Consider the following 18,401-nt stretch of genomic DNA (forward strand, 5'->3'; position numbering starts at 1 on the left):
TATTTATTTAAGTGATAACGACAATATGCCACTATGGTTCATTCGTACATACCTGAGGTTATCAAAATTAGCTATAACGAATTAACAGTTTGCAAAAAATAGCGAAATCTGTTTTAGAAAAATACAGAAAATATACTGAATTTCTAATACAACACGCCGTATGCAGCTTTTATCCACAATGCTTAAAAAATCTGGATTACTGCTCAATAAGCACAGAAAATAGCAGCATGATTACACAAAAACACATTATTGACGATGAAATTATCTCGCTTGACGAGATTGACGACGCTGAGACTGCTCAAGTATTTTTGCAAGAAAAACTTGAACAAGTGTCCAACGAGCTTCAAGATGATTCTCTTGAAAGTAAAGAGTTGGGAAAACTGGGAGAAACATACGCAGCTTTGCGACTCATACAAAAAGGGTGGCACATTATTGACCGAAACTGGCATTGCCGTAATGGAGAGCTAGATTTGGTGATGATTACTCCAGAACAAAAATTGGTATTCGTTGAAGTAAAAACTCGAAGAAGCGTACGTTGTGGCACTCCACTTGAAGCAATTACTCAAGAAAAATGTAGCAAATTACGTACAACTGGTATGAAATGGCTGGAAGAATTCGGAAGCGACATACCTCATTACCGTATTCAATTTGACGCTGTATCAATTCTTATTATTAACAAATACACTTATCCAGATTCTGCATATGAATTGCAATCTTTGGAAGAAATTGAAGATAATTCATCAATCCAATTCAAGCATGTTCAAGGAGCATTCTAATGCATATTGGAAACGCAACATCAATAGGACTTATTGGTCTTAAAGCTTTTACTATTCATCTGCAAGCTTTTATATCTGGAAATATGCCAAACTTTTCTATTATCGGCTTACCTGACACTTCATTAAGCGAAGCAAGAGAGCGCGTTAAATCAGCTCATTTTGCGTTGCATTGTAAATGGCCTGAAGGAAGGGTAACAGTAAACTTATCACCTGCTTCAATGCCAAAAAGCGGAGCATCATACGATTTAGCTATCGCGGCAAGCATACTAAGCGCAGAAAAGTATATTCCACTTACAGAATTAGAAAATACAGTTATTTTAGGAGAACTAAATCTTGACGGGACAGTATTACCTATTCAAGGCATTCTTCCTATTGCACTTTACGCAAAAAAGATGCATTTTAAACGAATGCTTATTCCGCAAGAAAATCTTGCCGAAGCGCAACTTGTAGATGGAATTGAATCTATTGGAATACACCATATTTTAGATTTAGTGACGCAATTGCATGGCAGTTTGAGCGAAGAATCACTCAAGCTTATTGAAGAAGACCCTGCGTATAAACATATGCAAGTCCTTGAACGAAATGGAAATTATAACAATGGAGAAGAAGATTATAATTCGTCAATTCACGAAGAAAGCACTTCTCCACTACAAATTGAACCAAAATATGAAATTGGAGATATGTCTGAAGTAATAGGGCAAGAACATACAAAATGGGCTCTACAAGTTGCTGCAGCTGGAGGGCATCACGTAATGATGATTGGGCCTCCAGGATCTGGGAAAACCATGCTAGCTTCACGAATACCAAGCATTATGTGTCCACTTAACGAACAAGAACAGCTTGAGGTTGCTTCAATTCGTTCACTTTGTGGAACACTACCCTATTACGGAATTAGCAATATTCCACCATTTGAAGCACCTCACCATACTGCTTCAGCAGCTTCTCTTATCGGAGGAGGAACAGGAGTTGCAAAACCTGGGATTATTACTAGAGCACATTGCGGAGTGCTGTTTATGGATGAAGCTCCAGAGTTTTCTCCTAGAGTATTGCAAATCCTAAGAGAACCATTGGAATCAGGGCATATTGCTATTTCTCGTTCAAAAGGGACAACTCTTTATCCAGCTAAATTCCAGCTTGTTATTGCTGCAAATCCTTGTCCTTGCGGATACGCATACGGAAATGGAGAACGATGTACTTGCAAAGAGCGCGAAAGAGCACGATATTTTTCACGCCTTTCAGGTCCAATTCTTGACCGTATTGATATTCAAATGGATGTGCCTCCGGTAGAACGAATTATTATTTCAAACCATCATCAAGACAATGCACAAAACTCAGTTAAAAACACGTATCTGAATAGCAAAACAATGCGAGATAACGTAATAGAAGCTCGTAAAATTGCTCGCGACCGTTTTATAAAACAAGGCTGGGATTGCAACGCACAAGCATCTGGAACATGGCTTAGAAAATACACTTCACAGCAAGCTGTAGGACTTATCAACCGTGCATTAGAAAAGCATCAATTGAGTTTGCGAGGAGCAGATAGAGCATTGCGACTCGCGTGGACGCTTGCTGATCTTTCTGGACACACTTCACCAGACATGACAGACATTGCACAAGCAATCAGTTTAAGGACACGAATATGAATACTAAGAACATAAACAACACGGATAACAATGAAGAAACCATTAGTTCACCTAGCGATTTTTCTTCACCAGACGAAGAAACAATATCTCGTGCAATACTTACATTCTGCCTTGAAGGAGCGGATGCAATTATGTACACGCTACTATTGGGATCTAAAAGCGCTAAAGAAATTGTTTCAATATTAAAAACAATTGTGAAAAATTATACGAAACAACAATCAACAGGCTCAGCTCAACAAATGCAACTTCCAATTATTAGTGAAGTAGCAGATCAAGAAAACGATGCCAATTCTAAAACTTTTAGTTCAAGAAAACGTAACAAAAATCAAGAATTAGTATCTACAATGTTAAGTTTCATAAAAAACCATAAAGAACTTACACTCTTAGAAAATTATTTCAAGAAGGGCTTAACAGCGTGGGGTTATCACAACAATAATGCGCCTAAGTCTTTAGAAGTGTTACACAATTCTATTTCAAAATGGTGCGTTCGATTATTGCATTTACCAACATGGAATAATGAATCACTATGTCAATGGTTCACTTCTGGCGGAAAGCAATGGATTATTGCACCACACAGCAAATATTGGCCGAAACAATTACAAGATTTGGCTTTTCAGAGTCATTTCTCACCACCTTTATGCTTGTGGGGTGTAGGGAATCCACAAGCATTAACACAATGTCATAATCCACTTGCTATTGTTGGCTCACGCTCTTGCACAGACTACGGAAGAGAACTTGCATATCAATTTGCTTATGATTGCGCTTCGAAAGGCCATACTGTTATTTCTGGTGGAGCGTACGGAATTGATGCAGCAGCACATTGGGGCGCATTAGATGCACAAGATGTAGATGAAAATAAGCCTACAGGAAAAACCATTGCTGTATTTGCTGGAGGATTAAATCATATGGGACCCAGATGCAATTATCAGCTTTTTGAACAAATTATTGCAAAAGGCGGAGCGTGTATTAGCGAACTATGCCCAGATACAACACCTGTAGGCCACAGATTTTTATTACGAAATAGAATTATTGCAGCTCTAGCATCAAAAATTATAGTTGCTCAAGCAAGATTACAATCCGGAGCGCTAAATACTGCAACATGGGCAACTGATTTAAATCGCGAACTATACGCTATACCAGGAGATATCAATCAGCCTAATAACGCAGGATGCAACAAGCTAATACACGATTCACAAGCTATAATATTGTGTTCAACTCAAGATATAGATATTCTGTTTCCTCAATCTCATCATTACTTTGCTTATTCTCAACCTAAACCAGAAAAATTAAGTATAGACTATAAAAATTATGACAATACACAAAAACTAATTATCGACGCAATTACAACATGCAAACGCAAACGTGAACTTGCAAATGTTGACAGAATATACGAAATAATAAAAGCTTCTTACACAGAAAAACAATTAGATTACATACCATCTATTGCTGAAATTTCTGGGAAAATTGCATTGCTAGAATTGGAAGGAATTATTGTACAAAATAAAGAAAATTTAACATTATCACAGCAAAAAGTAGCGTAAAATAACGCGCCCAATACAAGATATGTGAGAAAATAAAAGTATGCAATCAAGCGAATACTACGATGTTATTATTGTTGGCACTGGAGCTGCAGGATTATCTGCAGCACTAGGATTAATTAAATCCGAAGAATACGCATGTATGAGAAAAGGAGGAAAAACACCATCAATTTTAGTGATTTCTAAAGTGCCAGCATTGCGTTCACACACGGGTTCTGCTGAAGGAGGTATAGCAGCAAGCCTTGGAAATGTTGAACAAGACAAATGGCAATGGCATTATTATGACACAGTTCATGGCGGAGATTGGCTAAGCGATCAAGATGCAGCAAAGCTACTTGCAAAAGAAGCGCCGAAAACAGTTATTCAGCTTGAACATTATGGCGTAGCATTTTCTCGAACGCAAAATGGGTATATTAATCAACGCCGTTTTGGTGGGCATACTGCTAATTTTGGAAAGAATCCAATTGAACGTGCGGCTTTTGCTGCAGATCGTATTGGTCACCAAATTTTGCATAGCTTATGGCAACAATGTGTTTCCGAGAATATTGTATTTGCTGAAGATTGTTACGTAACAGATGTTGCTATAAACGATCAAACTATGAGCGTTGAAGGAATTGTTGCATTTGATTTATCTGCAGGAAACTTGCGAGCAATAAGGTCTAGATTCTTACTTTTAGCTACAGGCGGATCGGGAAGATTATTTGCAACAACATCTAATTCGTGGGATTTAACAGGCGATGGCATGGCTTTAGCTCTAAAAGCAGGATTACAACTTGAAGACTGCGAGTTCATTCAATTCCACCCTACTGGACTAGCTCATACTGGCATTCTGCTTTCAGAAGCAGCAAGAGCTGAAGGCGGCGTGCTTAGGAACTCAAATGGCGAAGCTTTTATGAAAAAATACGATGAAGTACATGCAGATTTAGCTCCAAGAGATGTTGTTTCTCGTGCAATTGCCAAAGAAATTCGCGAAGGAAGAGGTGTAAACGATTCAACAACTACGCAACAAAGCAATTCGCATAACGATTGTGTTTGGCTAGATATGACACATATCAGCCGAGAAAATATGTTAGAATACTTGCCACAAGTTACAGAAACTATTGAAAAATATGCTCATCTTGACCCAACTTGCGATTTAGTCCCAATTCGCCCTACAGCTCACTACACAATGGGCGGAATACCGATAACTTTGAATGGAAAAGTATATAGATGGCAAAATAACAACCAAAATATTGTTTATGGTTTATACGCTGCCGGAGAATGCTCATGTGTAGGAGTGCACGGAGCTAATCGATTAGGAGGAAACTCCTTGCTTGACGCATGCCTTTTTGGAAATCGCGCAGGAGCAACAATAGCAAAAGAATTGAAAAACTTAAACAAGGATGATGAAACTAACAGTAACGAAATCAATGAAACGAACGAAACGAACGAAACCAATAAAACTATCTCAAGTAATGTTGCACTACAAGTCTTATATAAACAAAGAAATAATGAACTTAATCAGCTTATGGAAACGAGTGCGAAGCAAGTTACAGATTTTACAGACAACAGTTATAACGACGAATCTTCACAAATAGAAGAAGATAATCCTTATAAATTATTTGCAGATTTAGGAAAAATCATGGAAAACGCTGTTGCAATATCATGCGACGAACAATCAATTAAGAAAGCACTCAATGACATACAAGAATTTATAGATCCTAAAATTCAGTCATTACACATTCATAGCGATAATTTAGTTTTTAACCAAGAAATTACTGCAATATGGGAAATAAAGAACATGTCACTACTTGCAAAAGCAGTATTACAATCTTCACTTGCTAGACATGAATCTAGAGGTGCTTTCTTTAGAAGAGACTATCCAAAACATGATATTTCTTCATTGCCACAACACTCGTTCATTGACTTTGATGGAAACTTGGCAAAAAAGCCAGTGAATGTTATTGATTTTAAACAAGATAGTAAAGGAGATTTTTATACTGAAAATAGCATAATTTAAAACTATTATTACTATTTTCATATATAAATATTTTGAAAATTCGTAATTTTTTCAACACGCCGAAGCGAAGAAGAAAAAAAGATGTTATAGTCTTATCTGTTGTCTAAAACACCTGTCCGGGTGGCGGAATGGTAGACGCGCTAGCTTGAGGTGCTAGTGCCTATTTGTTACAGGCGTGCGGGTTCAACTCCCGCTCCGGACACGAAAAAACCTTGCTGGAAAGCCAGCAAGGTTTTATTGTTTTCTAACGCAAAAAAGGTGTTAGCTAAGAAGATCATCTTAGCTAGCCCTAAAAAATTTAATTAAGCAGCATTTGAATGCAAATGGAAACGAATCTCGCCAGAATTTGGCGTATAAACAGCTGCACCAAAAGCAATAATCGTGCCAAACTTATCTTTTACAGTAGAATAAGCTGCAATTACAGAAGTTCCAACTTCAACATTCAGTACTGCCGCAAGCCGGTCACACAGCTCTTCTACATGCACAGACACCTCATTTTCTACAAGCTGAACAGCGTACGCTTTGAACAAAAAATCAGCTAACGAATCATCTGAAAAATCATGCGTCAAAATTTTAGGAAAACGCGAAGCAGACAAATAAATCACACTATAACGCGATAAAACATCGTCAACATAGCGCAAGCGTTTCAAACATATCAACTCATCTTCTGGATCAAGACCTAAACGAGCAGCAGCATCTTCATCGTGAATAACATCTTTTTCAATAACTTTTATTCTAACTTTTGCATCATTAGAATAAGCCTGCTCATAAAATCCTTGCGCGCGATCAGAAATCACTTCCTGATTATAAGTATGAATAATTGAAGAAGCTCGAAATGTTCCCCTACCCTGCTCACGAACAAGTAATCCTTCAGTAATAAGATTATCAACTGCATGCCTCAAAGTGATACGACTCACATTGTACTGTTTGCACAATTCAATTTCAGGAGGTAATTGTTCGTTAGCTTCCATAGAATCAATACGAGCGCGTAGATTATCTCGCACAGCAATATATTTAGGCACACCGTCGACCATTATCACTCTCCCCTAACTAAGCGCTAGCATGAAAAAGCCGCTGATACTAGTTTGTGTAAAACACAGCATAGTAACAACGGCTCATGCAAAACTAATAACTCTGTTATCCTATCAGCCCTAACATAAAATGTACAAACAAATAGGAAAATGAGTAAAAAGAATTTAATCTATGTCTACACAATTATTTAATTGTATTTTTATTTTCTTTACTTATTTTATTTCTTCAACTTTTTCAAAATTATTAGAATCGCGTTTATTCATCAATATCGAAACAGAATAGAACAATATTAGTGCAATAAGTATTACAGAAATTAGAACAGTACGACCACCGACAATATTTACGTGACCAAGTATTACACCAAATACGCCATAATCTGCATCAGAATATGTAGAATTTGCACTTCCTAAATTGCCAAGCACTGGCAAAAGGAACAACGGAAGGAAAGTAATGAAAAGGCCATTAATAAATGATGCAGTCAAGCAACCACGTATTCCACCTTGACCATTACCAAATACTCCTGCAGCACCACCAGCCATAAAATGCGCAACAATTCCAGGAATAATAATTGTCGTTCCCAAAATCGCCATAAACGTCATTCCAAGCAAGCCGCCAAAGAAACTAGCCAAGAAGCCAATAAGAACAGCATTAGGAGCAAAGCCAAAAGTCATTGGTGCATCTAAAGCAGGACGAGCATTTTTAACAAGCTTTTCCGATATTCCCTTAAAAGCTGGAACAATTTCGTCAAGAACAATCTGCACGCCTGCAAGAATAATATAAACACCTGCAGCAAAAGTTGCAGCCTTCAACATAACGAAAACAATGGAGTTTTGACCATTAGATAAATGTGTTTCAACATACGAAGATCCAGCAAAAAGTGCCACTACGATATAAATAACAGCCATAGAAAGCGTGATAAGAACTGTTGTATCACGCAAGAATCCCAATGCGGCTGGGAATTTAATATCCTCAGTTGACTTAGAAGGACGCTTTTTTGAAGCAGTAATTTTTGCAATTAACGCACCTAAAGCAACACCAGTACCAGCAGGATGTCCTAAAGCAACATCATCTTTGCCTGAAGCTTTTTTCATAAATGGTTGCACTAGTGCAGGAGAAATTGTCGTAAACAATCCTTGAGCAATTGAACCCCATAAAAGGACTTCCCACATGCTAAAACCAGCAACATTAAATATAACAGCAAGCATACTTGCCATATAGAAAGCTACGTGACCCGTTAAATAGATAAATTTAAAACGAGAAGTAATAGAAAGAATAATATTAACAATCATTCCAAAGAAGAAAATAAGCGCAGATTCAGAGCCATACTTCAATAAAACAGTTCCAATAATTGCTTCATTATTCGGCACTACGCCTTGCACATGAAATGCGTATTGAAACATTTTGCCAAATGGATTCAACGCTTCAGTAATAACTCCAGAACCAGCTGCTAAAACAAGAAAACCAACAAGGGTACGGATTGATCCTTGCAAAATATCCGAGAATTTCTTTCTTTGCACTGCAAGCCCAATAAAAGAAATAAGCGCAACTATAACAGATGGCTGTCTGAAAATATCGAGCAGTACTGACAGAATGCCGTCCACGTAACTCTCCTTACCATATTAATCGATATAGTTTGAGCGGCTTACGCAATTATTGGCGGCAAAAATATCTTACAAACTTCGCAAACGATACCGTAGGCGAAACTATTCGAAATACACGATTAGTTTCGTAGCACAGTAAAACTACACATACAAAATTCACGGTTCCGCAATGAAGCAAAGTAGTAAGAGCTACTACGAGCAGCAGTTTTTACACCCAGCCAACAACTACTGTTACAGCTCATACTGTTGTTTCATGTAAAATTCATTATATCGTTTAACATTATAAACAATTAAAAACAACAGTATTTACTACTAAAATATTCATTAAATATCGATAAAATTCGAAAATTTACCTGTTTTTAGAAAATTCGACACACCAATATACAGAAAAAAGCACTCCATTTTCACGAAGTGCTTTATAAAAATCAGTAATTATTACAGTTTTTAATGAAAATAAACATATGTTTTACTGTATAAACATATGTTTATATTTCAGTCAATAATTCTCATCAAAAACTGTCACTCCCACTCAATCGTGGCAGGCGGCTTAGACGTTACATCAAGCACTACACGATTAATTTGACGGCATTCATTCGTGATTCGAGTAGAAATATTTGCCAACACATCGTAAGGCACACGAGACCAATCAGCTGTCATAGCATCTTCAGAGCTCACAGGACGCAAAACAATTGGAGAACCATATGTACGCTCATCACCCTGAACACCAACAGAATGAACATCAGCAAGCAAAACGACTGGGCATTGCCAAATGTCGCGATCCAATCCAGCTTTAGAGAGCTCTTCGCGTGCAATAGCATCTGCTTCACGAAGAACAGCTAAGCGTTCGCGTGTAATCTCGCCCACGATACGAATACCTAAACCAGGTCCTGGGAATGGCTGACGCCAAACAATTTCATCTGGAAGTCCAAGCTCAGTTCCAATAGCACGAACTTCATCCTTAAACAAAGTACGCAAAGGTTCAATAAGCTTAAACTTCAAATCTTTTGGCAAACCTCCAACATTGTGATGAGATTTGATGTTTGCAGCACCATCACCGCCACCGGATTCAACTACATCCGGGTAAAGCGTGCCTTGCACAAGGAACTTAACTTCTGCTCCAGATTTTCCAGCTTCTTCGATAACTTGACGCTGAGCTTTTTCAAAAGTGCGTATAAACTTTTCGCCAATAATCTTGCGCTTGCGCTCCGGCTCACTCACGCCTTTAAGTGCGTTCAAAAAGTCATCTTCTGCATCAACTGCAATAAGTTTAATGCCTGTTGCTTCAACAAAATCATGCTTAACCTGCTCAACTTCGCCTTTACGAAGCAAACCGTGGTCAACAAAAACGCAAGTAAGCTGATTGCCAATTGCTTTATGTACCAATGCTGCAGCAACAGCAGAATCTACGCCGCCAGAAAGACCACAAATAACTTGCGCGTCGCCAACTTCTTCACGAATCTTAGCAACTTGATCCTCAATAATATTAGAAGGATTCCAATTATTATCCAGCCCTGCACACTTATGTAAGAATGTAGATATAAGTTCCTGACCCAATGGAGTGTGTTTAACTTCTGGATGCCATTGCACACCGTAGAGTTTGCGACTTTCGTCTTGCATTGCTGCAACTGGAGCACCTTCTGTGTGAGCCAAAACCGTAAAACCTTCTGGAGCACGCTTAACAGCAACACCGTGACTCATCCAAGTATTCTGCGCAGATGGGGATCCGGAAAGTAAACCTTCAGAATCATCAATAGTTGCAGCAGTCTTGCCATACTCACCAAGTGCAGCTTTATCGACATCGCCACCAAGCTCATGAGCCATTACCTGGAAGCCATAGCAAATACCAAGAACCGGTACACCTGCTTCAAAAATCTTTGGATCAATGTCAGGAGCACCTGGTTCATAAACAGAAGCAGGACCACCTGAAAGAATAATAGCTTGAGGATCCTTAGCAAGCATTTCGTCAACTGGCATAGAGTGAGGAACAAGTTCTGAATACACATTTGCTTCGCGCACTCGACGAGCAATAAGCTGAGCATATTGAGCGCCAAAATCAACGACAAGCACTGGTCCTTTTGCCATGATTCTCCTTATATATATGTTCTAACACGATTCAACTTATAATAGTGAAACTTTGCGACGTTATATAATTACAAAACGCCGAAAATTAAACACAAAAGTTACACGTACAGTCTAACACTGCAAATAACGTTGGTAGATTTTTGTGCGAAACGCTTAACTATAAAGTATAAAATGAACATTAAATATAACATAATCTATACAAATGGCTCATTTTTTACGCACATAATCACACATTTTTTCAACACAAATGCACGAAGAAGTAACCAAACGAACAAAAGTCAGACGCTGGCACTATACTGAAACGGATGGAAAAAGAGCTGTAATACATTTGTTTTCCAGTCTCTATAACCAAATGGTAATGATCAAATTGCACTGAAAAGTGCTTGAGTACAGGAGTACACATGACGAGTCCTGTTATTGGCACACCTTGGAAGAAGCTAAACGCTCCAGTTTCCGAGGCAGCTATCGAAGGCGTAGACAAGTACTGGCGCGTTGCCAACTATCTTGCAATCGGCCAAATTTATCTTCGCAGCAACCCTCTAATGAAGGAGCCGTTCACTCGCGAAGACGTTAAGCATCGTCTGGTGGGCCACTGGGGCACCACTCCAGGTCTTAACTTCCTTATCGGCCACATTAATCGTTTTATCGCTGATCACCAGCAGAACACCGTGATTATCATGGGTCCAGGCCACGGCGGCCCAGCTGGTACTGCTCAGTCTTACCTCGACGGTACTTACACTGAGTACTATCCAAAGATTACTAAGGACGAAGCTGGTTTGCAGAAGTTCTTCCGTCAGTTCTCTTACCCAGGCGGTATTCCTTCTCACTTCGCTCCTGAAACCCCAGGTTCCATCCATGAAGGTGGCGAGCTCGGTTACGCACTTTCTCACGCTTACGGCGCTGTTATGAACAACCCAAGCTTGTTCGTTCCAGCAATCGTTGGCGATGGTGAAGCTGAGACCGGTCCTTTGGCTACCGGTTGGCAGTCCAACAAGCTTGTGAACCCACGTACCGATGGTATCGTGCTTCCAATCTTGCACTTGAACGGCTATAAGATTGCTAACCCAACAATTCTTTCCCGTATTTCCGATGAAGAGCTTCATGAGTTCTTCCACGGCATGGGTTATGAACCATACGAGTTCGTTGCTGGCTTCGACGATGAGGATCATATGTCCATCCACCGTCGCTTTGCTGACATGTTCGAAACTATCTTCGATGAAATTTGCGATATTAAGGCTGAGGCTCAGACTAACGATGTAACTCGTCCTTACTACCCAATGATTATCTTCCGCACTCCAAAGGGTTGGACCTGCCCGAAGTTCATCGATGGCAAGAAGACCGAAGGTTCTTGGCGTGCACACCAGGTGCCACTGGCATCTGCTCGCGATACCGAAGCTCACTTCGAGGTTTTGAAGAACTGGATGAAGTCCTACAAGCCTGAAGAGCTCTTCGATGAAAAGGGCGCTGTGAAGGAAGACGTTCTTTCCTTCATGCCAAAGGGCGAACTCCGCATTGGTGAAAATCCAAACGCCAACGGTGGTCGTATTCGTGAAGATTTGAAGCTTCCAAAGCTTGAGGATTACGAAGTCAAGGAAGTTAAGGAATTCGGTCACGGCTGGGGTCAGCTCGAAGCTACCCGTCGTCTTGGCGTTTACACTCGTGACATCATCAAGAACAACCCAGATTCCTTCCGTATCTTCGGACCAGATGAGACTGCTTCCAACCGTTTGCAGGCTGCTTACGAAGTAACCAACAAGCAGTGGGATGCTGGCTATCTCTCCGGCTTAGTCGATGAGCACATGGCTGTTACCGGTCAGGTCACCGAGCAGCTTTCCGAGCATCAGATGGAAGGCTTCCTCGAAGGTTACTTGCTCACCGGTCGTCACGGCATCTGGAGCTCCTACGAGTCCTTCGTACACGTTATCGACTCCATGTTGAACCAGCACGCAAAGTGGCTTGAGGCTACCGTTCGTGAGATCCCATGGCGTAAGCCAATCTCCTCTGTGAACTTGTTGGTATCCTCCCACGTATGGCGTCAGGATCACAACGGCTTCTCGCACCAGGATCCAGGCGTAACCTCCGTGCTCTTGAACAAGACCTTCAACAACGATCACGTAATCGGCATTTACTTCCCAGTAGATTCCAACATGTTGCTTGCTGTTGCTGAAAAGGCTTACAAGTCCACCAACATGATTAATGCTATCTTCGCTGGTAAGCAGCCAGCTGCTACTTGGTTGACTCTCGACGAAGCTCGCGAAGAGCTCGAGAAGGGTGCTGCTGAGTGGAAGTGGGCTTCCAACGCTAAGAACAATGACGAAGTTCAGGTTGTTCTCGCTGGTGTTGGCGATGTTCCACAGCAGGAATTGATGGCAGCTGCCGACAAGTTGAACAAGCTTGGCGTTAAGTTCAAGGTTGTTAACGTTGTTGACTTGCTCAAGTTGCAGTCCGCTAAGGAAAACAACGAAGCTTTGACTGACGAAGAGTTCACTGAGCTCTTCACTGCTGACAAGCCAGTCCTCTTCGCTTATCACTCCTATGCACATGACGTTCGCGGCTTGATTTATGATCGTCCAAACCACGATAACTTCAACGTTCATGGCTACAAGGAGCAGGGCTCCACCACAACGCCATACGATATGGTTCGTGTGAACGACATGGATCGTTACGAGCTTACCGCTGAAGCATTGCGCATGGTTGACGCCGCTAAGTATGCCGACGAAATCAAGAAGCTCGAGGACTTCCGCCTCGAAGCCTTCCAGTATGCAGTCGACAAGGGTCTTGATCACCCAGACTACACCGATTGGGTATGGCCAGGCGTTAAGACCGATAAGCCAGGCGCTGTCACCGCTACCGCTGCAACCGCAGGCGATAACGAGTAGTTTTAAGCTGATAAAGCTAAAATTGGTTAGCTAAAAACATTTCGGGAGTCAATCGAAAGATTGGCTCCCGTTTTGTGTATTAAAACAAAAAAGCTTCATGTATTAAAACAAACAATGCAATAAAACTAGTTATATGCAAAATAAATTACATTTATAATTACTATTTTGTGCGTGTACAACATAGATAAGCCGTACAATAGAAAAAGTTTGTTTATATTGCAAAATGCAAAACTTACATTAACAATATAAACCTAGCAGTAACACGAAGTATCAAAGGAGAACGCATCGTGTCGCATATTAATGTAACAATTATCGGCAACGAAGATATGTACGGCAGAAATGCTGTTGCATTCGGAATAACACATATTCTGTCTAATAACTACAGCACTACTGTTTTTCGTCCATGCGCTCAACCAAATGACACTTTTACTAAACAACTTTTGGGTATCACAAATACTTCAGCGAAATTAGAGCAAGTTATTGCAACAACTCCAGAAATAGTTAGAACAAATAAAGACACAGTGCGAGGAGATATCGTTGCGCGCTATAACGAATTGTTGCAATCCACCTCTGCTCAAGCTTCTATTATTGTTTCTAGTGACGCAAACCCAGCATATGATCCAGAACTGTTTTCTTTCGACGCAACTGTTGCAGCTGACTTGGCATCACCTGTTTTTCTCACAGTTTCAGCTCAAGGCAGAAACTCACAACAAATTTTACAAACTATAGATTCTGCAAATGCTTGCGTTCTTAAATCATGCACACAAGTTTTAGGAGTATTTGTTACAAACTGCGATCCAGAACTTGGAGCTGAGTTAATGCGTGACTATAGCTCTAGGAATTATGCAAACTCAAACGACGAAGCATCCCGAGTAAGCCAAACTCCATTATGGGTTTTGCCACCAATAGATGAAGAAACTAAAAATTCTTCATTAGAAACATTCGTAAATTGCGTTCGAGAAAATGATGTTCTTAATGCTCTCCACCAACCATTTAAAGTTCCAACTACACCTTATGCTTTCCAATACAGTTTATTAGGGAAAGCAAAAGAAAATAAGAAAACTATAGTTCTTCCGGAAGGAGAAGAAGATCGTATTCTTAAAGCAGCAAACTATTTGCTAGAACGTGATATTGTAAATCTAATTATCATTGGAGAACGCGAATCTATTCTTGCTCGAGCAGAAGAACTAAATCTCAATTCTCTTTGCAAAGCTAGTTTCCAATCTATGCACGATGAAGCAATGCTAAGCCATATGATTACAAAACTTTGCGAATTAAGAGCAAAGAAAGGAATGACAGAAAAGCAAGCGCGTGAACAATTAACAGATGCAAGCTACTTCGGCACCATGCTAGTAGTACTAGGTCAAGCAGACGGTCTTGTTTCTGGTTCAGTTAATTCAACCGCTAACACTGTACGTCCTGCTCTTCAAGTTATCAAAACTAAGCCTGGTTCTAAGCTGGTTTCTGGAGCATTCCTTATGTGCTTCAAAGATCACGTATCTGTATTTGCAGATTGTGCAATCAACCCAAATCCTAGTGCAGAACAGCTTGCTGATATTGCTATTCAGTCTGCACACACTGCTGAGACTTTCGGACTCAACCCTAAAGTTGGAATGCTATCCTATTCAACGCTTGGTTCAGGAAAAGGGCCAGATGTTGATACTGTAGAGGAAGCAACACGCATTGCGAAAGAAAAAGCACCTGATTTAGCAATTGTTGGATCTATACAGTTTGATGCAGCATGGTCTCCTACAGTTGCTGCAGCAAAAGCAAAAAATAATAGTATTGCTGGTCATGTGAATGTATTTGTATTCCCTGATTTATGCGCAGGAAATATCGCTTATAAAGCCGTGCAACGCTCTAGCGGAGCACTGGCTGTTGGTCCAATTTTGCAAGGATTAAATAAGCCTGTAAATGATTTGTCTAGAGGAGCTTTAGTACAAGATATTATTAATACCGTTGCTTTAACCGCGTTAGAAGCACAATCAGAATAAACATAATAAAGCTCCTAAAACAGCATCACAGTGCGTACGTAACCTTGAGGTATTGCATTGCACTCAATATCTTTAAGTTTGTAGGAACTTAACGCTAAACTAGAGCGTGGCAATTTATAAGCCTTATCAATACTTATGGAGGATGCCCACATGGCAAAAACCGTTCTTGTTATCAATTCTGGTTCCAGTTCGATTAAGTATCAACTCGTTGACTTGGAAAGCGGTGAAGGTATCGCTTCCGGCATCGTTGAGAAGATTGGCGAGCCAGTTGACGGCCACTACAAGCACGTATTCAATGGCGAAAAGCATGAGTTCGATGAGCCAGTTCACGATCACGAGCAGGGCTTGAAGCGCGTACTTGGATTCTTCGAAGAATATGGTCCAAAGCTTTCAGAATCTGGCATTGTTGCTGTCGGTCACCGCGTTGTTCAGGGTGGCTTAACATTCCCTAAGCCTGCATTAGTCAATGAAAAGACAATCAATAAGGTTAAGGATTTGGCAGTTTTGGCTCCACTTCACAACGGTCCAGAAGCTGTTGGCGCTGAAGTCATGACTGAACTTTTGCCAGATGTTCCACAAATTATGGTATTCGATTCTTCATTCTTCCATGATTTGCCACAGGTTGCAGCAACTTATGCTTTGAACAAGGAAATCGCAGATCGCTATCATATTCGTCGTTATGGTGCTCACGGCACTTCTCACGAATACATTGGCTCTGTTGTTCCAAGCGTTGTCGGTAAGCCTGCAGAAGGTTTGAAGCAGATTGTTTTGCACATTGGTAACGGTGCTTCTGCTTCTGCTCAGATTTCTGGAAAACCAGTCGAAACTTCTATGGGCTTAACCCCACTCGAAGGCTTGATGATGGGCGGTCGCACTGGCGATATTGACCCAGCTGTAGTATTCCACCTTATTCGCAACGCTCACATGAACGTGGACGAACTTGACACTCTCTTCAACAAGCGTTCAGGCATGATGGGTATGACTGGTCATGGCGATTTGCGTGATATTCACAAGCTCATCGCAGAAGGCGATGAAAACGCTAAGCTCGCTCTCGGCGTATACGTGCACCGCATTGTTGGTTATATTGGCAACTATACTGCTCAAATGGGCGGCGTTGATGTCATTACCTTCACAGCTGGTGTCGGCGAAAACGACGAAATTGTGCGCGCTCGCGTATGCGAAAAGCTTGAGCCATTCGGCGTTAAGCTCGATAAGGAAAAGAATTTGGTTCGTTCTAAGGAGCCACGCGTTATTTCCACTCCAGACAGCTCTGTGATTATTGCTGTGATTCCAACGAACGAAGAGTTGGCTATTGCGCGCAAGGCTGCAACCATTGCTGAAGCTGGTGAAGATAGCTACGGCAACAAGTTTGAGCACTAAATTGTTTGCGCTTAACGGCGTAGAACAAAATAAATAAATATGAATAATCCCGGGTCAAAAAGGCTCGGGATTATTTATTATTCAAGCATTCTATGCCACATTCCTGGAAAATCAGGAATCGTTTTGCGAGTAGTAGAAATATTTTTGATTCTTATATTTTCTATGCGTAATCCAAGCATTGCAGCAAAAGTTGCCATTCTGTGATCCGCATAAGTTTCCATTACTTCCCCATGCATATGATTACTTGGCTCAATACGAATGCCATCTTCGAGCTCTTTAGCACCAATCCCAACTCGATTCAATTCATTAACTAAAGCTTGCAAACGATTCGTTTCATGCCCTCTCAAATGCGCGATACCATGAAGTTCACTCGGACCGTCCGCAAAAGCAAGAATAGCTGCAATACTAGGAGCAATCTCTCCTGCTGCACTCAAATCAAGATACGGAATTGCTTTAATCGAACCATCGCTTTCCACATGCATTATTCCAGCATCATCGCTTGTTTTTTCAAAACTAACTTTTGCGCACATTTTCTCTAATATTCCAGGAAGCAATCCTCCAGGTTGAGTTGAAGAAAACGGCCAATTAGGTATACTGACACTTCCTCCAGCAATCAATGATGCTCCTAAAAATGGCGCAGCATTAGAAAGATCAGGCTCTATAGTAACAGTATCAGATAAAGCTATTTTGCTCTCTTTAACATGCCACATTGCGTTGCTAGTCATATTTACAACCCCACCCGCTTTGCAAATATCGTCCATAGTCATGCGAATATGCGGCATACTTGGCAATGTGTCACCAATATGTTTAAGACTTAAGCCTCCAGGTATACGTGAACCAATTAGAAGCATCGCAGAAATAAATTGTGATGATGAAGAAGAATCAATTTGCACGATTTTTTCAGAAAAATTATTTATTTTAAATTCGACTGAAGGTGGCGTAATAGTAAAAGGTAAGAAACCCTCTTCTCCTTGATACTCTACGCGAGCACCAAGCTGCTCTAAACCGTCAAGAACTGGCTTCATAGGACGCGCATAAGCTTGCTTATCGCCATCAAATCGCACAGCTTTATTTGCAAATAAAGCTAAAGCTGCAACGAAACGCATTACAGTTCCAGCTAAACCACAATACACTTCAGCATTATCTGGAATCCTAAAAACTCCGTCTTCTGGAGGAATTACACGAAGCTTAGTTCCATCTTCATTTAATGACTCACATCTAACGCCAAATGTAGATAAAGCGCTAATCATAAGCTCCGTGTCGCGCGAGCGCAATAATCCTTGTAAAACTACTGGTTTTGTGCCCAAAGCTGCCAAAATTAAATAACGATTCGACAAAGATTTACTTCCAGGAACCTCAATATAAGCTTTTAATTGATGATTAGCATACGGCGCTTTCCAAAAAGTAGTGCAATCTGCAATATCGTTAATACCACTCATACTATGAATACTATCGATTGACATGTACTGTTAAATAA

Annotated in this window: 11 protein-coding genes and 1 tRNA gene; 8 read left to right on the forward strand and 4 right to left on the reverse strand. The window is 40.5% G+C overall.

Annotation, left to right across the window (positions count from 1 at the left end; translation table 11 throughout):
- The first annotated feature begins 227 nt into the window (after positions 1-227).
- The 5 genes from HXT43_RS03205 (at position 228) to HXT43_RS03225 (ending at position 6,158) form a co-directional block, all read left to right on the forward strand.
- Positions 228-776: a YraN family protein gene (locus HXT43_RS03205; RefSeq protein ID WP_101886002.1), complete on the forward strand. Its 549-nt coding sequence runs from the start codon at positions 228-230 to the stop codon at positions 774-776.
- On the forward strand, positions 776-2,419 hold the full coding sequence (locus HXT43_RS03210) for a YifB family Mg chelatase-like AAA ATPase (RefSeq protein WP_415707268.1): 1,644 nt from the start codon (positions 776-778) through the stop codon (positions 2,417-2,419). Before HXT43_RS03205 ends, HXT43_RS03210 begins: the two co-directional genes overlap by 1 nt.
- A complete protein-coding gene (gene dprA / locus HXT43_RS03215; RefSeq protein WP_415707267.1) occupies positions 2,416-3,960 on the forward strand; it encodes a DNA-processing protein DprA in 1,545 nt (514 codons plus the stop codon). The genes HXT43_RS03210 and dprA overlap by 4 nt, the downstream gene beginning before the upstream one ends.
- Positions 3,961-4,000: 40 nt before the next feature.
- A complete protein-coding gene (locus HXT43_RS03220) occupies positions 4,001-5,956 on the forward strand; it encodes an FAD-binding protein (protein WP_415707266.1) in 1,956 nt (651 codons plus the stop codon).
- 114 nt (positions 5,957-6,070) lie between these two features.
- Positions 6,071-6,158 (forward strand) — tRNA-Leu (locus HXT43_RS03225).
- Positions 6,159-6,258: 100 nt separating this feature from the next.
- On the opposite strand, the gene HXT43_RS03230 is transcribed toward HXT43_RS03225, so the two are convergent.
- The 3 genes from HXT43_RS03230 to guaA form a co-directional block, all read right to left on the reverse strand.
- Positions 6,259-6,990 (reverse strand): GntR family transcriptional regulator, encoded by a 732-nt coding sequence (locus HXT43_RS03230; RefSeq protein ID WP_004106937.1) that lies wholly within the window; start codon positions 6,988-6,990, stop codon positions 6,259-6,261.
- A gap of 210 nt (positions 6,991-7,200) precedes the next feature.
- Positions 7,201-8,589 carry a PTS ascorbate transporter subunit IIC gene (locus HXT43_RS03235; RefSeq protein ID WP_004106942.1) on the reverse strand — a complete coding sequence of 463 codons (1,389 nt, stop codon included), beginning with the start codon at positions 8,587-8,589 and terminating at the stop codon, positions 7,201-7,203.
- A gap of 519 nt (positions 8,590-9,108) precedes the next feature.
- Complete coding sequence (gene guaA / locus HXT43_RS03240; protein WP_004106945.1) at positions 9,109-10,671, reverse strand: glutamine-hydrolyzing GMP synthase; 1,563 nt, start codon at positions 10,669-10,671, stop codon at positions 9,109-9,111.
- Between the two features lie 401 nt (positions 10,672-11,072).
- Here guaA and HXT43_RS03245 point away from each other — a divergent pair, with 401 nt between their 5' ends.
- The 3 genes from HXT43_RS03245 (at position 11,073) to HXT43_RS03255 (ending at position 16,924) form a co-directional block, all read left to right on the forward strand.
- Positions 11,073-13,550, forward strand: coding sequence for a phosphoketolase (locus tag HXT43_RS03245; protein ID WP_004111342.1), 2,478 nt, complete (start codon positions 11,073-11,075; stop codon positions 13,548-13,550).
- A 287-nt stretch (positions 13,551-13,837) separates the two neighbouring features.
- Entirely contained in the window at positions 13,838-15,544 is a 1,707-nt protein-coding gene (gene pta, locus HXT43_RS03250; RefSeq protein WP_004119325.1) for a phosphate acetyltransferase, read from the forward strand.
- A 150-nt stretch (positions 15,545-15,694) separates the two neighbouring features.
- Positions 15,695-16,924, forward strand: coding sequence for an acetate/propionate family kinase (locus HXT43_RS03255; protein ID WP_174143377.1), 1,230 nt, complete (start codon positions 15,695-15,697; stop codon positions 16,922-16,924).
- A gap of 77 nt (positions 16,925-17,001) precedes the next feature.
- On the opposite strand, the gene aroA is transcribed toward HXT43_RS03255, so the two are convergent.
- Complete coding sequence (gene aroA, locus HXT43_RS03260; RefSeq protein ID WP_064340547.1) at positions 17,002-18,363, reverse strand: 3-phosphoshikimate 1-carboxyvinyltransferase; 1,362 nt, start codon at positions 18,361-18,363, stop codon at positions 17,002-17,004.
- Positions 18,364-18,401: the final 38 nt, after the last annotated feature.

Origin of the sequence: Gardnerella sp. DNF01195 (assembly GCF_049244175.1) — a bacterium.
In the GTDB taxonomy this organism is placed as follows: Bacteria; Actinomycetota; Actinomycetes; order Actinomycetales; family Bifidobacteriaceae; genus Bifidobacterium; species Bifidobacterium leopoldii.